Below are 15,270 nucleotides of genomic sequence, written 5' to 3' on the forward strand. Positions count from 1 at the left end.
AGGCGTCTCACTTGTATTCGATCAACGCGGCCTTGCCCGCGCCGAATCGGTTCAACAGAAACTTGATTTGCCCGAGCACCTCGGGAAATTTCCCCAGCACCAGAAAGAAAGCCAGCAACCAGTTTTTACGCGGCGAACCACTGCCCCTGCGGGCCAGGCGCAGGACCTGTAACGGATAGACGAGCAGCAGCACAAGGCCGCTCCAGCCGACCGCCAGGGTCGCAATCAGCGTGGCCAGAGGGATACCCAGGCCCCAGAACCAGGCACGGCGCGACTCACGCCGCCAGTGACGCTCCGGTGCCGCCCCATGCAAAAACGCGCCCTCGGCGAAGGCATAGCCACCGCGCAGCGTGCGCCGCCACCATTGGCCAAAACGGGTCATGGCCGCATCGTGCAAGGTCATTTCCTCAGGCAGGCGCCAGACCTTCCACCCCTTGGCCCGCAGTCGCACACACAGCTCCGGCTCCTCCCCGGCAATCAGATCCGGTCGAAACCCCGACACCGCCGCGAAGGCATCGGCCCGCATCAGCGAATCCCCCCCGCAAGCCTTGGCCTCGCCTGTTGGCGTGTCCCATTCAAGGTCACACATCAGGTTGTAAATCGAGTGATGCGGAAAACGCTCGCGACGGCGCCCGCAGACCACGGCGACCTCGGGCTGTGCCTCCAGGAAAGCCTGCGCCCGGGGCAGCCAGCCGGCGACAACCTCGCAATCGCCATCGACGAATTGCACGTACCGCAGTTGCGGCAACAACCGATGCACGCAGGCGAACCCTTCATTGCGGGCGCGCGCCGCCGTAAAGGGAATCGTCATATCCAGCTCGACCACCTCGGCGCCGGCATTGCGTGCCATCTGCACCGAGCCATCGGTCGATCCGGAATCGACATACACGATCTGTTGCGCCAGTCCGGCCAGTGAGCGCAGGCAACGTTCAAGCCGCGAGCCTTCGTTGCGACCGATCACGACCACACCCACCCCCGTCGTCAGGGTGCTCAAGAACACTCCCTGGCTTCTGCGCTGCGCCTTGTCTTGATGGTCGCCGGTACGCCCACCGCGACCGAGTTGTCCGGCACATCGGTCAACACCACGGCATTGGCGCCGATCACGACGTTGTTGCCGATGCGGATATTGCCCAGCAGCTTGGCCCCCGTTCCGATATCGACGTTGTTGCCAATCACCGGAGCAATCGGCTCTTCGACATTTTTCAGCCCTACGACCACACCGTTGCGAATACGGCAGTCATCGCCGAACTGCGCATAACCACTGATGACAATGCCGCCGAAATGATCGATGACGAAGTTGCGCCCCACCTCCACCTCGCACGGCAACTCGACACCCGTGATGATCTGCACGAATTTGAACAGTACTTTGTAGATGAAGGAGAAAAGCTTGCGCAGCGGCGACGGGCGCACACCGTAGCGCCAGCGCCCGAAGCGATACACCAACATCACCCAGAAGCCCTGGGCAGCCCAGTCTCCCTTGTAGGCACGCAAGTCCGCGCGGATGTTTTCGAACATGGCTTGATCTACCGTGTAGGTTGGCTGGCGAACCGGGTCTCACGCAGCAGTGCCCAGGTCGCGCGCGTGTGCTTCCAGCAGGCCCCGATGGCAGCCAGGCCCCGGCCTTTCAACAGTGCCTTGAGCGCCAGGATCAGATCCCCCAGGCTCACCAGCAACATGTGCAAGGACAGCCCCGCCAGACCGTGGTGTTTGCGGAAGTACAGAAGTTCGCTTTCGATTTGCAATGTCGATAACTGCCGACTGGCCGCATTGAGCTTGTCGACTGACTTGGCGCTTTCGCCGCCGATGTGCACCACGGTGGTGTACGGGAAATAAACCACTTTCCAGCCAGCCTGTTTGACGCGCTTGCAGTGGTCGACTTCCTCGTAATAAAGAAAGTAACGCGGATCGAACAAGCCGACTTGATCGATGACTTCGCGACGGATCAGGTAATAACAGCCAGGTACCCAGTCGCACTCGCGCACTGAATCATGATCCCAGGTCATGTCGTCGACTTTTTTCACCCAGGGGAAAAAGCGTGTGAGCCCTGCATGTGCAAGGAAGGCGTTGAACGGTGTCGGAAAATAGCGGCAGGAGGGCTGCAGATCCCCTTCTCGCCCGACCAGACGAACGCCCAGGACACCGCAATCAGGATGAGCCTCCATATATTCAAGTGTCTTGTTCAGAGTATCCGCCGCGACGAAAGCGTCGGTATTGAGAAGTAGCGCGTACTTGCCTTGCAAGTGCTCGATCATTTGATTGTTGGCGCGACCAAAACCAACATTATTATCATTGACCAGTTGCAATGCCTCTGGACAAACACTGGCCATACATTCCAGCGAATTATCCGCAGAGGCGTTGTCCACGATTAATAAACGTATGCGCTCGGCAGGATTTGACTGGCGCAGCGCATTAAACATCGGCTGCAACAAGTTTGCTGTATTGTAATTAACGACCAATACATCAAGACCTGCACTAACCATTGGACTGCTCACCAAAAAAGTACTCGGCGCGCATGGCTGAAAGTTTGGCCTCTAATTCGTGGTCATATAAACCTTCACGCTGCTCGATAAGGTGAATCCATGGATAGGTGGCGCAACGCTCGCTAATATTTTTCACCAGCGTTTCCATCGTACAGATAACCCTGGCCGGATTACCGCCAACGACAACACCCGGTGGAACATCCTTCAATACAACAGCGCCAGCTGCTACAACCGAGTCCGGACCAATGGTGACGCGCGGCATGATGATGGCGCCATGACCAATGAAAGAGTTGGATTTGATATCAACGCCACCCACGGAGTCGAGCTTTGTTCCGTCACGCACGTTGAGGACATGAACAATGCCGTCGTGGCCGAATATTGTGCAGTCAGATAAACCTACATTGTCGCCAAGTCGAAGCATCGCCGGGTCGGTGATATTACACCCCAGATTAATCCATGCGCCTTTACCGATGGAGTGCAGCCCTCCCCATCGCGCCATATGTTTAGCCCATTCATAGCCGTCGGGTTTACATATCTTTTTATAGAGTGCAGTTCCGCGCCCTGTTGTTTTGGCATAGTGAGCAAGTGCACGCTTTAATAGACCAATCATCCTGTCAGCCTCACAAATTAAGCGATATACATCTGTGCCAGGGTTGGACATACCCTGATTCTTGTATTCATGACTTGAGAATAGACGCCTCCCCGTCGATCAACTCGGAAAATCCTTAAAAGTTTTCGCTCCGGAATACCTCCCCATCGCCGGGCCTACCTGCTGGTTGAGATGATCGGCAAGCCTGACCGCAAGCTGCAGCAGAGGCATCGTGGGATTACAGGCACCGCCCGTGGCGAAGACACTGCTGCCAGCGACGTACAGGTTTTCGACGCCGAACACTTTGCAGTTCTCGTCGACAACACCGAATTCGGGCGAAGCCGCCATACGCGTGGTGCCCATGTGATGAGCGTGGGGGTTGACCTTCAGTGGCAAGGAGGCGTCGTAAACGAAGTCCTGCAGTTTGACGAAACCCAGCCCTGTCTCGGCAAAACACTTGGCCACTTCGAGCCCGATGGCCTTGATGGTATTTCGGTCTGCCGGGCTGAGCTCCCAATGAACGTTGACCTTTCTCATCCCCAGTGCATCCCGCTCATCGAGCAACGAGATACGACTGTCGGGGTTAGGAAATTGCTCGATCAGCGTGCCGAGCACACCGTCGCCGGGGCAATCGAATCGGGTAATGAATTCGATCTTGTGTTCCACGCCTATGTCGCAGACCAGATTCTCGAAGAACCCCTTGACCGCGGCCATGCGTCCGTAGGACTTCACTTCCGAGACCAGCGAAGCCGTCACATTGCCCTTTCCCGACGAGTGCTCCATCACGAACGAGTCGGTGGTGAAGTACTGTCGAACATCGGTTTCCTGACCGTCCCTGAGAATGAACGTACCCAGTTCGACGTTCAGGTGCTCCATGAAACAACGGCCGACGAAACCGTCCTTGCTGACGATACCGCCTGCGGCCAGGGATTCGCTGTTGAGCAGTTGCCTGGCGTTCTCGATCGCGCCCGTCGCCAGAATGAACTGTTGGGCCTTGACCCGCTCCCTATGGTGCTCATAGTCGCTGACGACGATCGTCGCGATGCGCCCCGTCTGGCTGTCGAACTCAAGATCGACACAGTTGCAATTGATGAAGACATCGAGCCCCTCGGCTTCCTCGAGGTCCTTGGCGTATTTTTGCGCAAAGCGTGTGGGTGGGCTGAGCAGGAATCGGTCCGCTTCGAAGTCATTGCCGTCCAACGTGGCGTTGATGGCCTTGAAGCCGGAATTGGGAGGAAGGTCGACGATATCCATGGCCGCCGGCAGATTGCGCTCCATCTCGGAAAACGCGATGGGCCAGCCGGGCAAGTGCACGGGCGGGCCGGCCGCAAAATCGGATCGCTCGAACGGACGGCAGCGCCCGGCCCAGTGATTGGAGGTGCCGCCAAGAAAGCGCAGGCGAGTCTCCCCTGCATAGACTTCCAGCCCCGTGGATGAGCAGGTGTAAAGGTCCTGTGAGGCCGGTGAGTACTCGTGCCCGCCACCTTCGAGCAGCACCACGCGCCGGCCATTGCCCGCCAGGCGCAGGGCGAGCGTAATACCCGCCGGGCCCCCGCCTATGATGCAAACGTCATAGGCGTCACGCAGTTCCTTCTGTGAGCCGTAGTCTTTAATCATGCTTGCGCTTGCCGAAAATGATGGGCGGGCAGCACCCATCCGTTGACGACGACAAATTCGGATTTAGCCGCCGATGGCCGGGCAACAGGTTCGGACAATCCAAAAACCAGCCCTCCCACACTCACCAGGGCGAACACCCGCAGGAAACCTCTGCGGCCCATCGCAGAGGTATTCAAATCAGCTTCTCTCATGATTCAAAGCTCCACCACATCGAGATTGCGCTGGACATTTGCACGACTCAACAACAACACATTGTTGGCGCTTACCACCCGCATTCCGGTGGCGACGCCCTTTCACAGCTTTGGAAACATCATGAGAAATAGATCAAATCAAAGCCACTTGGCCAGGCTCGACAGCAACTCCCCACACAACGCCCCCACTAGCAGCATAGGCAGTACTACCAGCTCACGCTTGAGATTGAACATCCCCAGGCGACAGTTGACATAAAAAACCAGGATCAGCGTAGGGAACGTATGCAGGGCGACCCCCCAAATCGCATATTTGACCCCACCGACAGCCAGCAGCAGAGGCAGCAGCGTCCATAGCGAGACCACACGAATGATGTTGTCCATGGCCTGGTATTTGGTGTGCCCCAAAGCGATCCAGACCTGATTTGCCAACAGATAGCGCATGGTGAAAAAAGACAGGGAAAGAATGGCCATCATGCTGCCAGCCTGGGCATAACGATGGTCGTACAAAATGTCGATGAGCAGTTGACTGCCGGTCAGGAACAGCCCACAGAAAAACAGGCAGGCCACATCGAACATCAGTTTGAAGCGGTAGTACAGCTTCAGCAGCCGATCGTTGTCCTTGACCCTTGAGGCCTCGCCGAACGAAGGCAATGCCACGGCCCCGATCAACCGTTGCATACCCAGTTGAAGTGATCCCAGGATCAGCACGGCAATGGAGTAAACACCCAGTTCGGCGGCGGTCATACTGCCGCCGAACCAGAAACGGTCGCCGTACATGGCCAACACACCCACGGCCGACGACAACAGGATCCAGCGACCGAAGCCGACCAGTTCGTCGAGCGCGGAGCGGTCCCACTGCAGGCGGTTGTTGGGGCCTTCAAACCAGAAATGCCCCAGCAGCGTGCTGACCACTGCCGACGCCAGACCTGCAATCACCAGCGACCAGAGAGACCGGGTGAAGTAACCGAGGACCAGCATGATCAGCAGCCCTGCAAGCTGGGATGCGAACTCGGCTAGTACTACCTTTTTTTGCTGGAGCGCGCGCACAGCCAGATCGACTTTGGTCGACTGCAAACCGAAGAGCAGTGCCAACACCCCGGTCACGGCCAGCACCAGCGGTAATTCCGGTGCGGCGTAAGTGGAATCGACAGCCCACAGATTCAACGATTGCGCGAACCAGACGCCCCCTGCAATCAGCAGGGTCGATGCAAAAAGTATCAGGCCGCGCAGGATCTGCACGGTCCAGATAGTGTTGAGAAAGACCGGATCGTCGCCACGCGGGCTCTGGATGATGTTCTGGCGCAAGCCGACATCGGACAGCAAGTGCAGGACCACCGATAAGGTCGTGGCGATCATCATGATGCCGAACATCTCCGGTATCAGCAGACGCGCCATGACCAGGTTACCGCCCAGACGAAAGGCTTGAGACGTGACCAACGCCCCCAGATTCCATGCTCCTGCGGAGATCGCTCGCCTGCGAAGGCTAAACGACGGCGAGAAATCAGCTAGCGGCATAAGGTGACCTCCGGGCTCAATGGCACGAAAGGTACTATAGTCGCATTTAGCCATTTCACTAGTTACCGCTGTTCAATCGACAGGTCCGATCGCCTATGCCTGAGCATTTACGCGCGTTAGTCGTCATTCTGGTCCTTGCCGGCGTAGTTTTTCTCATGGCGCGTCGACCAGCCGAAGATCTGATAGCCACCCGTGACTTCACTCGCCGACGCAATCTGTGGTTCGCGTTGACGCTCCTGGCATTTTTCGCACACAGCTTCTGGGTGTACGCAGGCATTGCCGCCATCGTCCTGGCCGTTGCGCACAAACGCGAGCGTAACCCCGTGGCGCTGTTTTTCCTCTTGCTGTTTCTCATGCCGCCGGCCGCCGTGCAGCTTCCCGGCTTTGGCGTGATGAACTATTTCTTCGCCCTCAACCATGTTCGCCTGCTGGCATTGTGCGTGCTGCTGCCGGCGTATCTGGCCCTGCGCAAACGCGCCGATACTGTCGCTTTCGGGCGAACCTGGCCGGACAAACTATTAACCGCCAACATCGTATTGATGACAGTGCTGTTGCTGCGCCAGACAACGGTCACCGACACCTTGCGCCAGGCGCTCTACCTGTTCCTCGAAGTTTTCCTGCCCTACTACGTTGCCAGCCGTGCACTGAGAAACCTGAGTGATTTCAGGGATGCGCTGTTCGGCTTCGTGCTGGCGGCCATGGTGCTGTCGCTGATCGGTCTCTTCGAGTTCTCGCGCAACTGGCTGCTCTACAGCGCGTTGACCGATGCCCTGGGCGTGCAATGGGACATGTCCGTTTACCTGACACGTGGCGGCTCGCTGCGTGCCAGCGTCACCACCGGCCAGGCGATTGCGCTGGGCTTCGTCATCAGCGTGGCCATCGGTTTCTACCTGTACTTGCAGGAAAGTGTGCGCAGCAAACTCCAGCGCAGCCTCGGTGCGCTGTTGCTCGCCGGCGGCATTTTCGCACCGCTGTCGCGGGGCCCCTGGATCGGTGCAGCCGCGATGGTCATCGTGTTCATCGGCACCGGACGCAAGGCGTTCAAGCGCCTGATGCTGCTGGCGGTCGCCGGGGTGCTCACCCTTCCCGTTCTGGCCGTGGTACCGGGCGGGCAGAAAGTGATTGATCTGCTACCGTTCATCGGCACGGTAGAGGTCGAGAACATTACCTACCGCCAGCGCCTGATCGATAACGCATTGATCGTTATCGAACGCAACCCATGGCTGGGCTCATTCGATTACCGCAGCGCTCCGGAGATGCAAACCTTGACGCAAGGACAGGGAATCATCGACATCGTCAACACCTACATCGGCGTAGCGCTGTCGGTCGGCTTGATCGGATTGACATTGTTCGTGGCTTTTTTCGTCACTGTTCTGCAGGGCATCCGCAAGGGTGTGCGCTCGTTCCCCAATAAAGACGATGAAACCCGAAGACTCGGACGCGCGCTGCTGGCGACATTGGTCGGGATTCTCATCACTATCTTTACCGTCAGCAGTATCACGGTGATCCCCGTGGTGTATTGGTCGGTAGCCGGACTGGGCGTTGGTTATGCCCAAATGGCACTCAGGCTCAGGCGCACCTCGACTGCCGTCTCCACGAGTGCCCACCTCCAACTCCGGTAAGACTCATGGTCCCAGTGTTTCGTCGCGCCCCGATACTGCTGCTGCTTTTACTTGCTGTTTGGCCATTTCGTACCTGGGCATCGGACTGGGTCGCCAGTGTGGATGAGCGCAGCGGTCTGCCGATGCTGACGCGCGGCGGCAGTCCGGCCATTTCCACTGCATTCGTTTTTTTCGGGAGCAACTGGGAGTGGACGTACTTGCAGACCGCCTTCAAGGTCAACGCGCCCTATGACTATGGGCTGGCCGGCCAGAACAAAGCGCTGGATTTCGACCTGAGCGCACAGATTCGCAAGCAAGACGAACAGAAGTTGACCTGGAAAATCACCCTGGATGCCCACAGCATGAAACCGGGCGTGATCGGTGGCGGCATCGTCTTCAAGTTCGACCCTGCCCTTTTTGCCACGGGCATGGGCGAGCCTGCATTGCTACCTGACAATCAAGGCTGGTCCTGGGGCAATGCACAGGGGCGCCGTGTCGAAATGCGCTTCGAACCCAGGCTGGCCAGTGTGTACTTCGAACCCGGCGACAAATCCGAGGTACGCGCGTTCCTCTACAAGGACGCGATCAAGCCCGGCCGCCAGGAGATCACGGCCACCTTGAGCATCCAGGGCGATGCAGCGCTCGGCCCGACCACTGGCGAGCGCTTCGGGCTGGCGGACCCCAAGCGTTGGCCGACCGACAAGCTCGACTGGAAAACTTCACCGGTGGACCTGTCCTTTCTCAACGCCGCGGAGAAACCGGCCGGCAAGCGCGGCTTCGTCAAAGCGTCCGGGGAGCAATTGATGTTTGCCGACAACACACCGGCGCGCTTCTGGGGCACCAACCTGTCGGCCTACACGTTGTTCCGCACGCCGGACGATGCAATCAAACTGCAAGCCAAACGCCTGTCGGCGCTGGGCTTCAATCTGGTGCGGCTGCATCACCATGACTCCCCTTGGGTTGTGCCTAACATCTTCGGCGACGGCAGGGTCCTGCAGAACACCGAACAGCTGAGCCCGGAGTCGTTGAAAAAAATCGACTGGTGGATCAAATGCCTCAAGGACGAAGGTATTTACGTGTGGCTGGATATGCACGTCGAGCGGGCCTTTACCCCGGGCGACAACATCTACGGCTTCGAGGAGCTGCCGAAAAACCAGCAAGGCAATGCCGACCTCAAGGGCTATGCCTATGTGAACCTCGACATCCAGAAAGCCATGAAGCGCTTTACCGAGGCCTACCTGACCCATGTGAACGCCTTCACCGGACTTGCCTACAAAGACGACCCGGCGATCGCTGCCATCCTGATCACCAACGAAAATGACATCACCCGTCACTATGGTAACGCCCTGTTGCCCGACAAAAAGGTGCCAAGGCACAACCAGCTCTACATGGCCGAGGCCGCGACCTTTGCCAGACAGCAAAATCTGCCTGCAAGCCAGACCTGGCGCTCCTGGGAGCCTGGCCCCTCCAAACTGTTCCTCAACGACCTGGAACAACGCTTCAACGTGGAAATGATTCAGCACCTGCGCTCCATTGGCGTGAAGGTTCCCATTGCCACGACCAGCAGTTGGGGTGGCAATGGCCTGAACTCACTGCCAGCCCTGACTGCCGGCGACCTGATCGATGTACACAGCTATGGCGGAACCGGGCAGCTGGAAAAGAATCCCCTCACCAGCGATGGCATCGTCAATTGGATTGCCGCCGGCCAGGTCGCCGGCAAACCCTTGACGGTCACCGAATGGAACAATGAACCCTTCCCGACACCCGACCGGCATTCGCTGCCACTCTATATCGCCGGTACCGCCAGCCATCAGGGTTGGGATGCGCTGATGCAATATGCCTACAGCCAGGAGCCGCTGACCGGGCAATGGATGACCGCCGACAACTGGCACGCCTACGACGACCCGGCCATGCTCGCCACCCTGCCCGCCGCGGCCTTGCTTTACCGCCGGGCAGACGTCGAACAGGCGAAGACAACCTATGTCTTCGCCCCTTCGACCGACACGCTGTTCAATCAAATGATCACACCGGCCAACTCCGTTCTGCTGCGTACCGCCATGGAGAAAGGCAAGCTGGAAATCGCGCTGCCGCAAACACCGCAATTGCCTTGGCTGCAACAGAGTGTCATCCCGGAGCATGCACAGCCGCTGCATGACCCCAATCAGTCACTGCTGGCTGCCGATGCCAGCGAGTCCACGACAGACACCGGTCAACTCAAGCGCAACTGGAAACGAGGGATCTACACCATCGATACGCCACGCACCCAGGCCGCAACCGGCTGGATTGGCGGCGAGTCGATCAGCCTTGGCAATATTCAGGTCCAAGTGAAAACCGCCAATGCCAGCGTGGTGGTGCAAAGCCTGGACGACGCGCCAGTGAACCGCTCCCACGATCTGCTGATTTCGCTCGGCACCCGTGCCGTCCCCCAGGACGACGGAAAAACACCTTTTTTCGTCGAGCCCCTCAACGGCACGCTCACCCTCCAGGCACCCGAGGGTTTGACACTGTTCGCCCAGGGCTCCCAGGCGCCCATGAAGACACTGCCCGTCACCTACCGTGATGGCCACTATACGATTGCGTTCGACGGCCAGCAGGCGACGAACTGGATGGTGTTGAAAAAGAGTGCAGCGAAGGAAAAAGCAAAACCAGGCGCTGTAGCCGCCACTCAGTAGCTAGTCTGTCTTTAAAGAGATGCCAGGCGAACGCATTCGCGATCCAGCCTGTGCAGCGCAGCAATAGCTTCCAGGAAACCGGAGATCAGGATGAATATTTTGGTTGTGGGTGGGGCGGGCTATATTGGTTCACACATGGTCAAGCAGCTCGTGCGCGCGGGACACGAACTGCTGGTGGCGGACAATTTTTCAACAGGCTATCGCAGCGCGTTGACCGGAGGGAAACTGGTCGAACTGGACATCGCCGACGCGCAGGCGCTGGACGCAATGTTTGCCAGTCACTCCATCGATGTCGTGTTTCACTTCGCCTCGTTCATACAGGTGGGCGAGTCGGTCGCTGAACCTGCCAAGTATTATCAAAACAATCTGGCCTGTACCCTGACATTGCTGCAAGCGATGGTTCGCGCGGGCGTCAGGCACTTCATCTTTTCCTCCAGTGCCGCCGTCTATGGCGACCCGATGTATGTGCCCATCGACGAGGAACACCCCAAGGCTGCAATCAACCCGTATGGTCGCAGCAAGTGGATGGTGGAGCAGTTGCTTGAAGATTTCGACCGTGCCTACGGGCTCAAGTCGGTCAGCCTGCGTTACTTCAACGCCGCCGGTGCAGACCCCGAAGGACAGTTGGGTGAACGCCATGAACCTGAAACCCACCTGCTGCCGTTGATTCTGCAGGCGGCCTCCGGCCGACGCCAGTCGATCACTGTCTACGGCCGTGACTACGACACACCTGACGGCACCTGCATTCGCGACTATGTCCATGTCGTCGACCTGGTCGCGGCTCACGCCCTTGCCTTGAACTACCTGCTCGAAGGCGGAACAACCACGGCTTTCAACCTGGGCAATGGCCAAGGCTTCTCGGTGCAACAAGTGATCGACACCGCACGTTACGTGACGGGCCAGGACATTTGCGTAAGTGAAGCGCCGCGCCGCGCAGGCGACCCGCCACGGCTGGTGGCCGACCCTCGCAAGGCCAACGCCTTGCTGGGCTGGCAACCGCGTTTTGCAACGCTAGAGCTGATAGTGACCCACGCCTGGCACTGGGAGCGGAAATTTCCCTGGCACTGATGCCCGGCGTCGCCAGGCAACGCCGAGCGCTGGAACGCCCCTAGTAGTAGGAGCGGTTCTGGGGCTCGGCCTTGTTCAGCACCGTGCCGATCAGATTGGCGGTAGCCAGGTGATGCAGGCTTTCCTCGATCTCTTTCTTGTTGTTCATCCCGTTTGCAACAACCAGCAGGACGCAATCGAACTTGGGCAAGACCGTAATCACATCATCGGAACTCAACACCGGCGGCAAATCGAAAATCACGATGCGCGAGTTGTAGCGCTCGCGCAGGTCGCTGATCAGGTGGCTCACCGCAGGTGACGACAACACTTCGGTGGAGAGCGGGATGGGCTCACGTGTCGGCAACACTACAAAGCGCGGCAAGGTCGGATTGACCAGTACGTCATGCAGCTCGGCCTTATCGGCAAGCAATTCGTTGAGCGAATACTCCATTGGCAGCCCCAGGCAGGCGCCCACCTTCGGACGACGCAGATCGAAATCCACGAGCAACGCTGTCTTGGTGGTGTGATGCGCGATGCTCATCGCCAGGTTGATCGCCATGACCGTTTTGCCCGAGTCCGGCGTGGGTGAGGTGATGGCAAGCGTGCGCCAGCCATTTTCCTCCATGGCCTTGAGGACCTGTGTGCGCAGTAAATCGAAAGCCCCGCCCATACTCGAGTTTTTGTTGTACGCCACAATGCGGTTGCGTTCCAGGTGATCGGCCCGCAAAGGTACAACCTTGGTTTGCACGTAACTGAGGGCATTGAGCGTTTCAGGCTGTGTAGTCACAAGACCCGACGAGGCCTGATGATCGTTTTTCCCGCTCACTGGCTTGATGATTTCCATGGCTATATTCCTTATGCAAACCGCCCCAGAGCTTTAAACAGCAGAAGATCCAGAGGCATGTAGAGGAAATGCACGAGCACCAGAACACTGGCGATCACCACGACCACACCGAGGATCAGATACCTTAGCCACTGTTTGCGGCGTTCGAGTTCCGCCTTGGTGTGAATGTAGGGAATGGTGCCCAGAACACGTCGCCCCAGAATACTGGTCAGGGCCTCGACACCGCGCACGCGCTGACTCAGCATTTCCAGCAACATGACCAGTGCACCGGTGCCCACCGGAGCGAGAACGAAGCCCATGGCGACCACCTTCTTGCGATTGGGTCGTACCGGTTTCTCGGGCATCAGCGGCGCTTCGAGCAATACGAAACGCTCGGCCTTGTTTTCCTGCTCCAGGCTTTCGGAAATCCTCGCGCCCATTTCCTTGGTGCGAATCTCTTCATACTTTTTACGAGCGTTGTCATGGTCTCGCGTCAGCGTGACCAGGCCGCGCTCGACTTGCGGCGTCTCGAGAATCTGCGCCTCGTAGGCTTCGATCTTGCCGACGATTTCCTGCCGCTGTTCGCCCAGCGACTTGATCCGCGCTTCCGAGGCGGCCACCCGGGCCTGCGCCTTGGCAACGTCCAGGCTGACCGAACTCACTGCACTGCCCTTGCCCTGGGTGGCTTCAAGCGCAGCAATCTTGCGCTTGACGGCGCGCACATCCGGATGTGCCTCAGTGTAGAGCGACAGCAACCTGGCGTACTCCGCCTTCAGGCTACCCAGGTCCTGCGGCTGATCCGCTGCCGCGCCTGCTGCTCCCGGCTTGGCCGCAACCCCGGCACTGGCAGCCGAAACCTCCAGCTCGTTGAAGCGCAACTCCTCGCGGGCAGCCTTGTAGTCACGATCGATTTCCCTGAGATCGGTCTCGGCGCGCGACAACATGTTCATGCGCAACTCCTGATGCTCAGGCAGCGCGTTGCTGTGCGCCTGCTTGAAGTCCGCCAGCTTGTTCTCCAGGGTTTCGAGTTCAACCCTGAGCTTGTCCGCTTCCTGTGTCAGGAACTCTGTCGTTTCACTGGCCCGCTCGGTGCGCTGTTTGATGTTTTCGTCCAGGAACAGCGTGACCAGCTCCTTGGCAACCTCGTTGGCGACCTCCGGCTGCTTGTGCTCGAAGCCCAGACGGAAAGCGATGGTCACCTCTCCACGCCCCTTCACGGCCGCACTGACCAGCGTCACGGAAATCGCGTTGCGCATTTCATCGATTTTCTCGGTCACGCTCAGCTGACGGCTTTGCGAAGAAAAAAGATTGTATTTGTCGATGATCCCTTCGAGATGCTCGCGGGTCATCACGCGCTGGCGAATGACTTCAATACGCTCGTCGGCAAAGGTGTTGTTGTTTGCCGCGACGAGATCTGGCGATATCTGCTGTGACTCGACCAGAATCGTGCCGGACGACTCATACACGGGGGGGATGGACATCGCGACCAGCACACTGGCCGCGAGGATCACCGCAATGCTTACGACCACCAGCACTGCCCGATGCTTGATGATTGCTATGTAATCGTTAACCGACATTTCGTATTCAGAGGCCATAGATCCTCACACGACTGAGTTTCAGAGTTCGGGATAACTATAGGTCAGGGTCAGCCCAACGATGTTGGCACTGGCATCCGGCAAATTGTCTTGCTGGCGTTGCTTGTAGGTGAAGGATAGGCGGGCAACCCAAAAAGGCGAGAGTTCTCGACTGATCCAGGTATTGAAATCGCGCAGGGTGCTGGGTGTTCGCCCTTTGGTTTTCTGCCAGGACGTATCGATACCGGTGCGCGTGAGCTCGGTGAGGGAATAACTCCACGTGCCTCGCACATTATCGTTCTCGACGAAACCGCCGTCGCCGTTGGCGATCGTGCTGCGGCTGGCATCGAAGGTCGTGTCGAAACGTTCGCCGGCGTAATGCAGGTTGAATCCACCCTGGCCGGTAGGATTGCTGTTCGAGCCGGAGACCTGGTTGACCCCCACGTACATCGAGCCCTCCAACTGCTCGGAGAACTTGTAGTTCAATCCTGTGGTGGGTGTGTAGCTGTTCGAGGACGAAAGCCCCGAGCCCGACTCCGGCTCATAGCGCCTGGCTGAAAAACGCGTGAAGAGCTCGGTTTTCTCGTTCCAGGCATAGTTCCAGCTCGTTCGGTTCGAAAGCTCGTCGTAGCCGGTCAGCGTATTGATGTCGTATTTGACGTCGGTGTATTCGGTCTCGTTGACCAGGGTACTTCGTTCGGTCAGCGCGGTACGCCAGTTGCCACCCAACGTATATTGCTTTTGCGTGCCGTCGGGCGCGATGACGCCGGTCTGCTGAACCGCACTGGAAAGCGTCGAACTCTCGACATAGCTTGCCGTCAGTCCATAGGCGCCCTTTTCGGTATCGCGTTGCCAACCCAACAGCAGCTTTGGATCTTCACGGTCGCGAACGACGGACGTGTCGGAGGAGCGAACCACGTTCACGCCAAGACCGACCCGAAGCTGATCCCGGTCGGAGGTCCCCACGAGACTGAAGTCGGGGGCGATGATCGTACGAGTCACCGCCCTCTTGTTGTTATTGTCGATAAGTAGAGGATTACTATCGTGTTCCACAGTCGTAGGCACTGCTACGGATGATTGCCAGGTGGCAGCGTAGGCCGCCCCCGAACACGGCAATATCAATATTGCCGTCGCAGCCCCGGTTGTTCGCAACATAAGCAA

The 15,270-nt window shown here is 58.3% G+C and carries 13 protein-coding genes; 3 read left to right on the forward strand and 10 right to left on the reverse strand.

Annotation, left to right across the window (positions count from 1 at the left end):
- Positions 1-7 precede the first annotated feature (7 nt).
- From ACQKP2_RS00615 to ACQKP2_RS00645, 7 genes are all read right to left on the reverse strand, one after another.
- Complete coding sequence (locus ACQKP2_RS00615; RefSeq protein WP_427573647.1) at positions 8-985, reverse strand: glycosyltransferase; 978 nt, start codon at positions 983-985, stop codon at positions 8-10.
- 5 nt (positions 986-990) lie between these two features.
- Positions 991-1,515 carry a serine O-acetyltransferase gene (locus ACQKP2_RS00620; RefSeq protein ID WP_427573546.1) on the reverse strand — a complete coding sequence of 175 codons (525 nt, stop codon included), beginning with the start codon at positions 1,513-1,515 and terminating at the stop codon, positions 991-993.
- Positions 1,516-1,523: 8 nt separating this feature from the next.
- Positions 1,524-2,480, reverse strand: coding sequence for a glycosyltransferase family 2 protein (locus ACQKP2_RS00625; protein WP_427573548.1), 957 nt, complete (start codon positions 2,478-2,480; stop codon positions 1,524-1,526).
- Positions 2,473-3,090 carry an acyltransferase gene (locus ACQKP2_RS00630; protein WP_427573649.1) on the reverse strand — a complete coding sequence of 206 codons (618 nt, stop codon included), beginning with the start codon at positions 3,088-3,090 and terminating at the stop codon, positions 2,473-2,475. The genes ACQKP2_RS00625 and ACQKP2_RS00630 overlap by 8 nt, the downstream gene beginning before the upstream one ends.
- A gap of 99 nt (positions 3,091-3,189) precedes the next feature.
- The gene (locus ACQKP2_RS00635) at positions 3,190-4,686 is read right to left on the reverse strand and encodes an FAD-dependent oxidoreductase (RefSeq protein WP_427573549.1); all 1,497 of its coding nucleotides are present in this window, start codon (positions 4,684-4,686) and stop codon (positions 3,190-3,192) included.
- Positions 4,683-4,877: a hypothetical protein gene (locus ACQKP2_RS00640; RefSeq protein WP_427573550.1), complete on the reverse strand. Its 195-nt coding sequence runs from the start codon at positions 4,875-4,877 to the stop codon at positions 4,683-4,685. The genes ACQKP2_RS00635 and ACQKP2_RS00640 overlap by 4 nt, the downstream gene beginning before the upstream one ends.
- A 138-nt stretch (positions 4,878-5,015) precedes the next feature.
- A complete protein-coding gene (locus ACQKP2_RS00645) occupies positions 5,016-6,392 on the reverse strand; it encodes an oligosaccharide flippase family protein (RefSeq protein ID WP_427573551.1) in 1,377 nt (458 codons plus the stop codon).
- Between the two features lie 95 nt (positions 6,393-6,487).
- Between ACQKP2_RS00645 and ACQKP2_RS00650 the strand changes: the two genes are divergently transcribed.
- The 3 genes from ACQKP2_RS00650 (at position 6,488) to galE (ending at position 11,733) form a co-directional block, all read left to right on the forward strand.
- Entirely contained in the window at positions 6,488-8,014 is a 1,527-nt protein-coding gene (locus ACQKP2_RS00650) for an O-antigen ligase family protein (protein ID WP_427573552.1), read from the forward strand.
- Between the two features lie 5 nt (positions 8,015-8,019).
- Positions 8,020-10,665, forward strand: a complete 2,646-nt coding sequence (locus ACQKP2_RS00655) for a glycosyl hydrolase family 5 (RefSeq protein ID WP_427573553.1) — start codon at positions 8,020-8,022, stop codon at positions 10,663-10,665.
- 90 nt (positions 10,666-10,755) lie between these two features.
- Entirely contained in the window at positions 10,756-11,733 is a 978-nt protein-coding gene (gene galE / locus ACQKP2_RS00660) for a UDP-glucose 4-epimerase GalE (protein WP_427573554.1), read from the forward strand.
- Positions 11,734-11,773: 40 nt separating this feature from the next.
- Here galE and ACQKP2_RS00665 read toward each other — a convergent pair whose 3' ends face one another.
- From ACQKP2_RS00665 to ACQKP2_RS00675, 3 genes are read right to left on the reverse strand one after another with little or no spacing between them, the layout of a single operon-like run.
- Positions 11,774-12,556 (reverse strand): CpsD/CapB family tyrosine-protein kinase, encoded by a 783-nt coding sequence (locus tag ACQKP2_RS00665; protein ID WP_427573556.1) that lies wholly within the window; start codon positions 12,554-12,556, stop codon positions 11,774-11,776.
- A gap of 11 nt (positions 12,557-12,567) precedes the next feature.
- Positions 12,568-14,130 (reverse strand): GumC family protein, encoded by a 1,563-nt coding sequence (locus ACQKP2_RS00670; RefSeq protein WP_427573557.1) that lies wholly within the window; start codon positions 14,128-14,130, stop codon positions 12,568-12,570.
- A 21-nt stretch (positions 14,131-14,151) separates the two neighbouring features.
- On the reverse strand, positions 14,152-15,270 hold the full coding sequence (locus tag ACQKP2_RS00675) for a hypothetical protein (protein ID WP_427573559.1): 1,119 nt from the start codon (positions 15,268-15,270) through the stop codon (positions 14,152-14,154).

Origin of the sequence: Pseudomonas sp. NPDC089569, from assembly GCF_050280625.1 — a bacterium.
In the GTDB taxonomy this organism is placed as follows: domain Bacteria; phylum Pseudomonadota; class Gammaproteobacteria; order Pseudomonadales; family Pseudomonadaceae; genus Aquipseudomonas.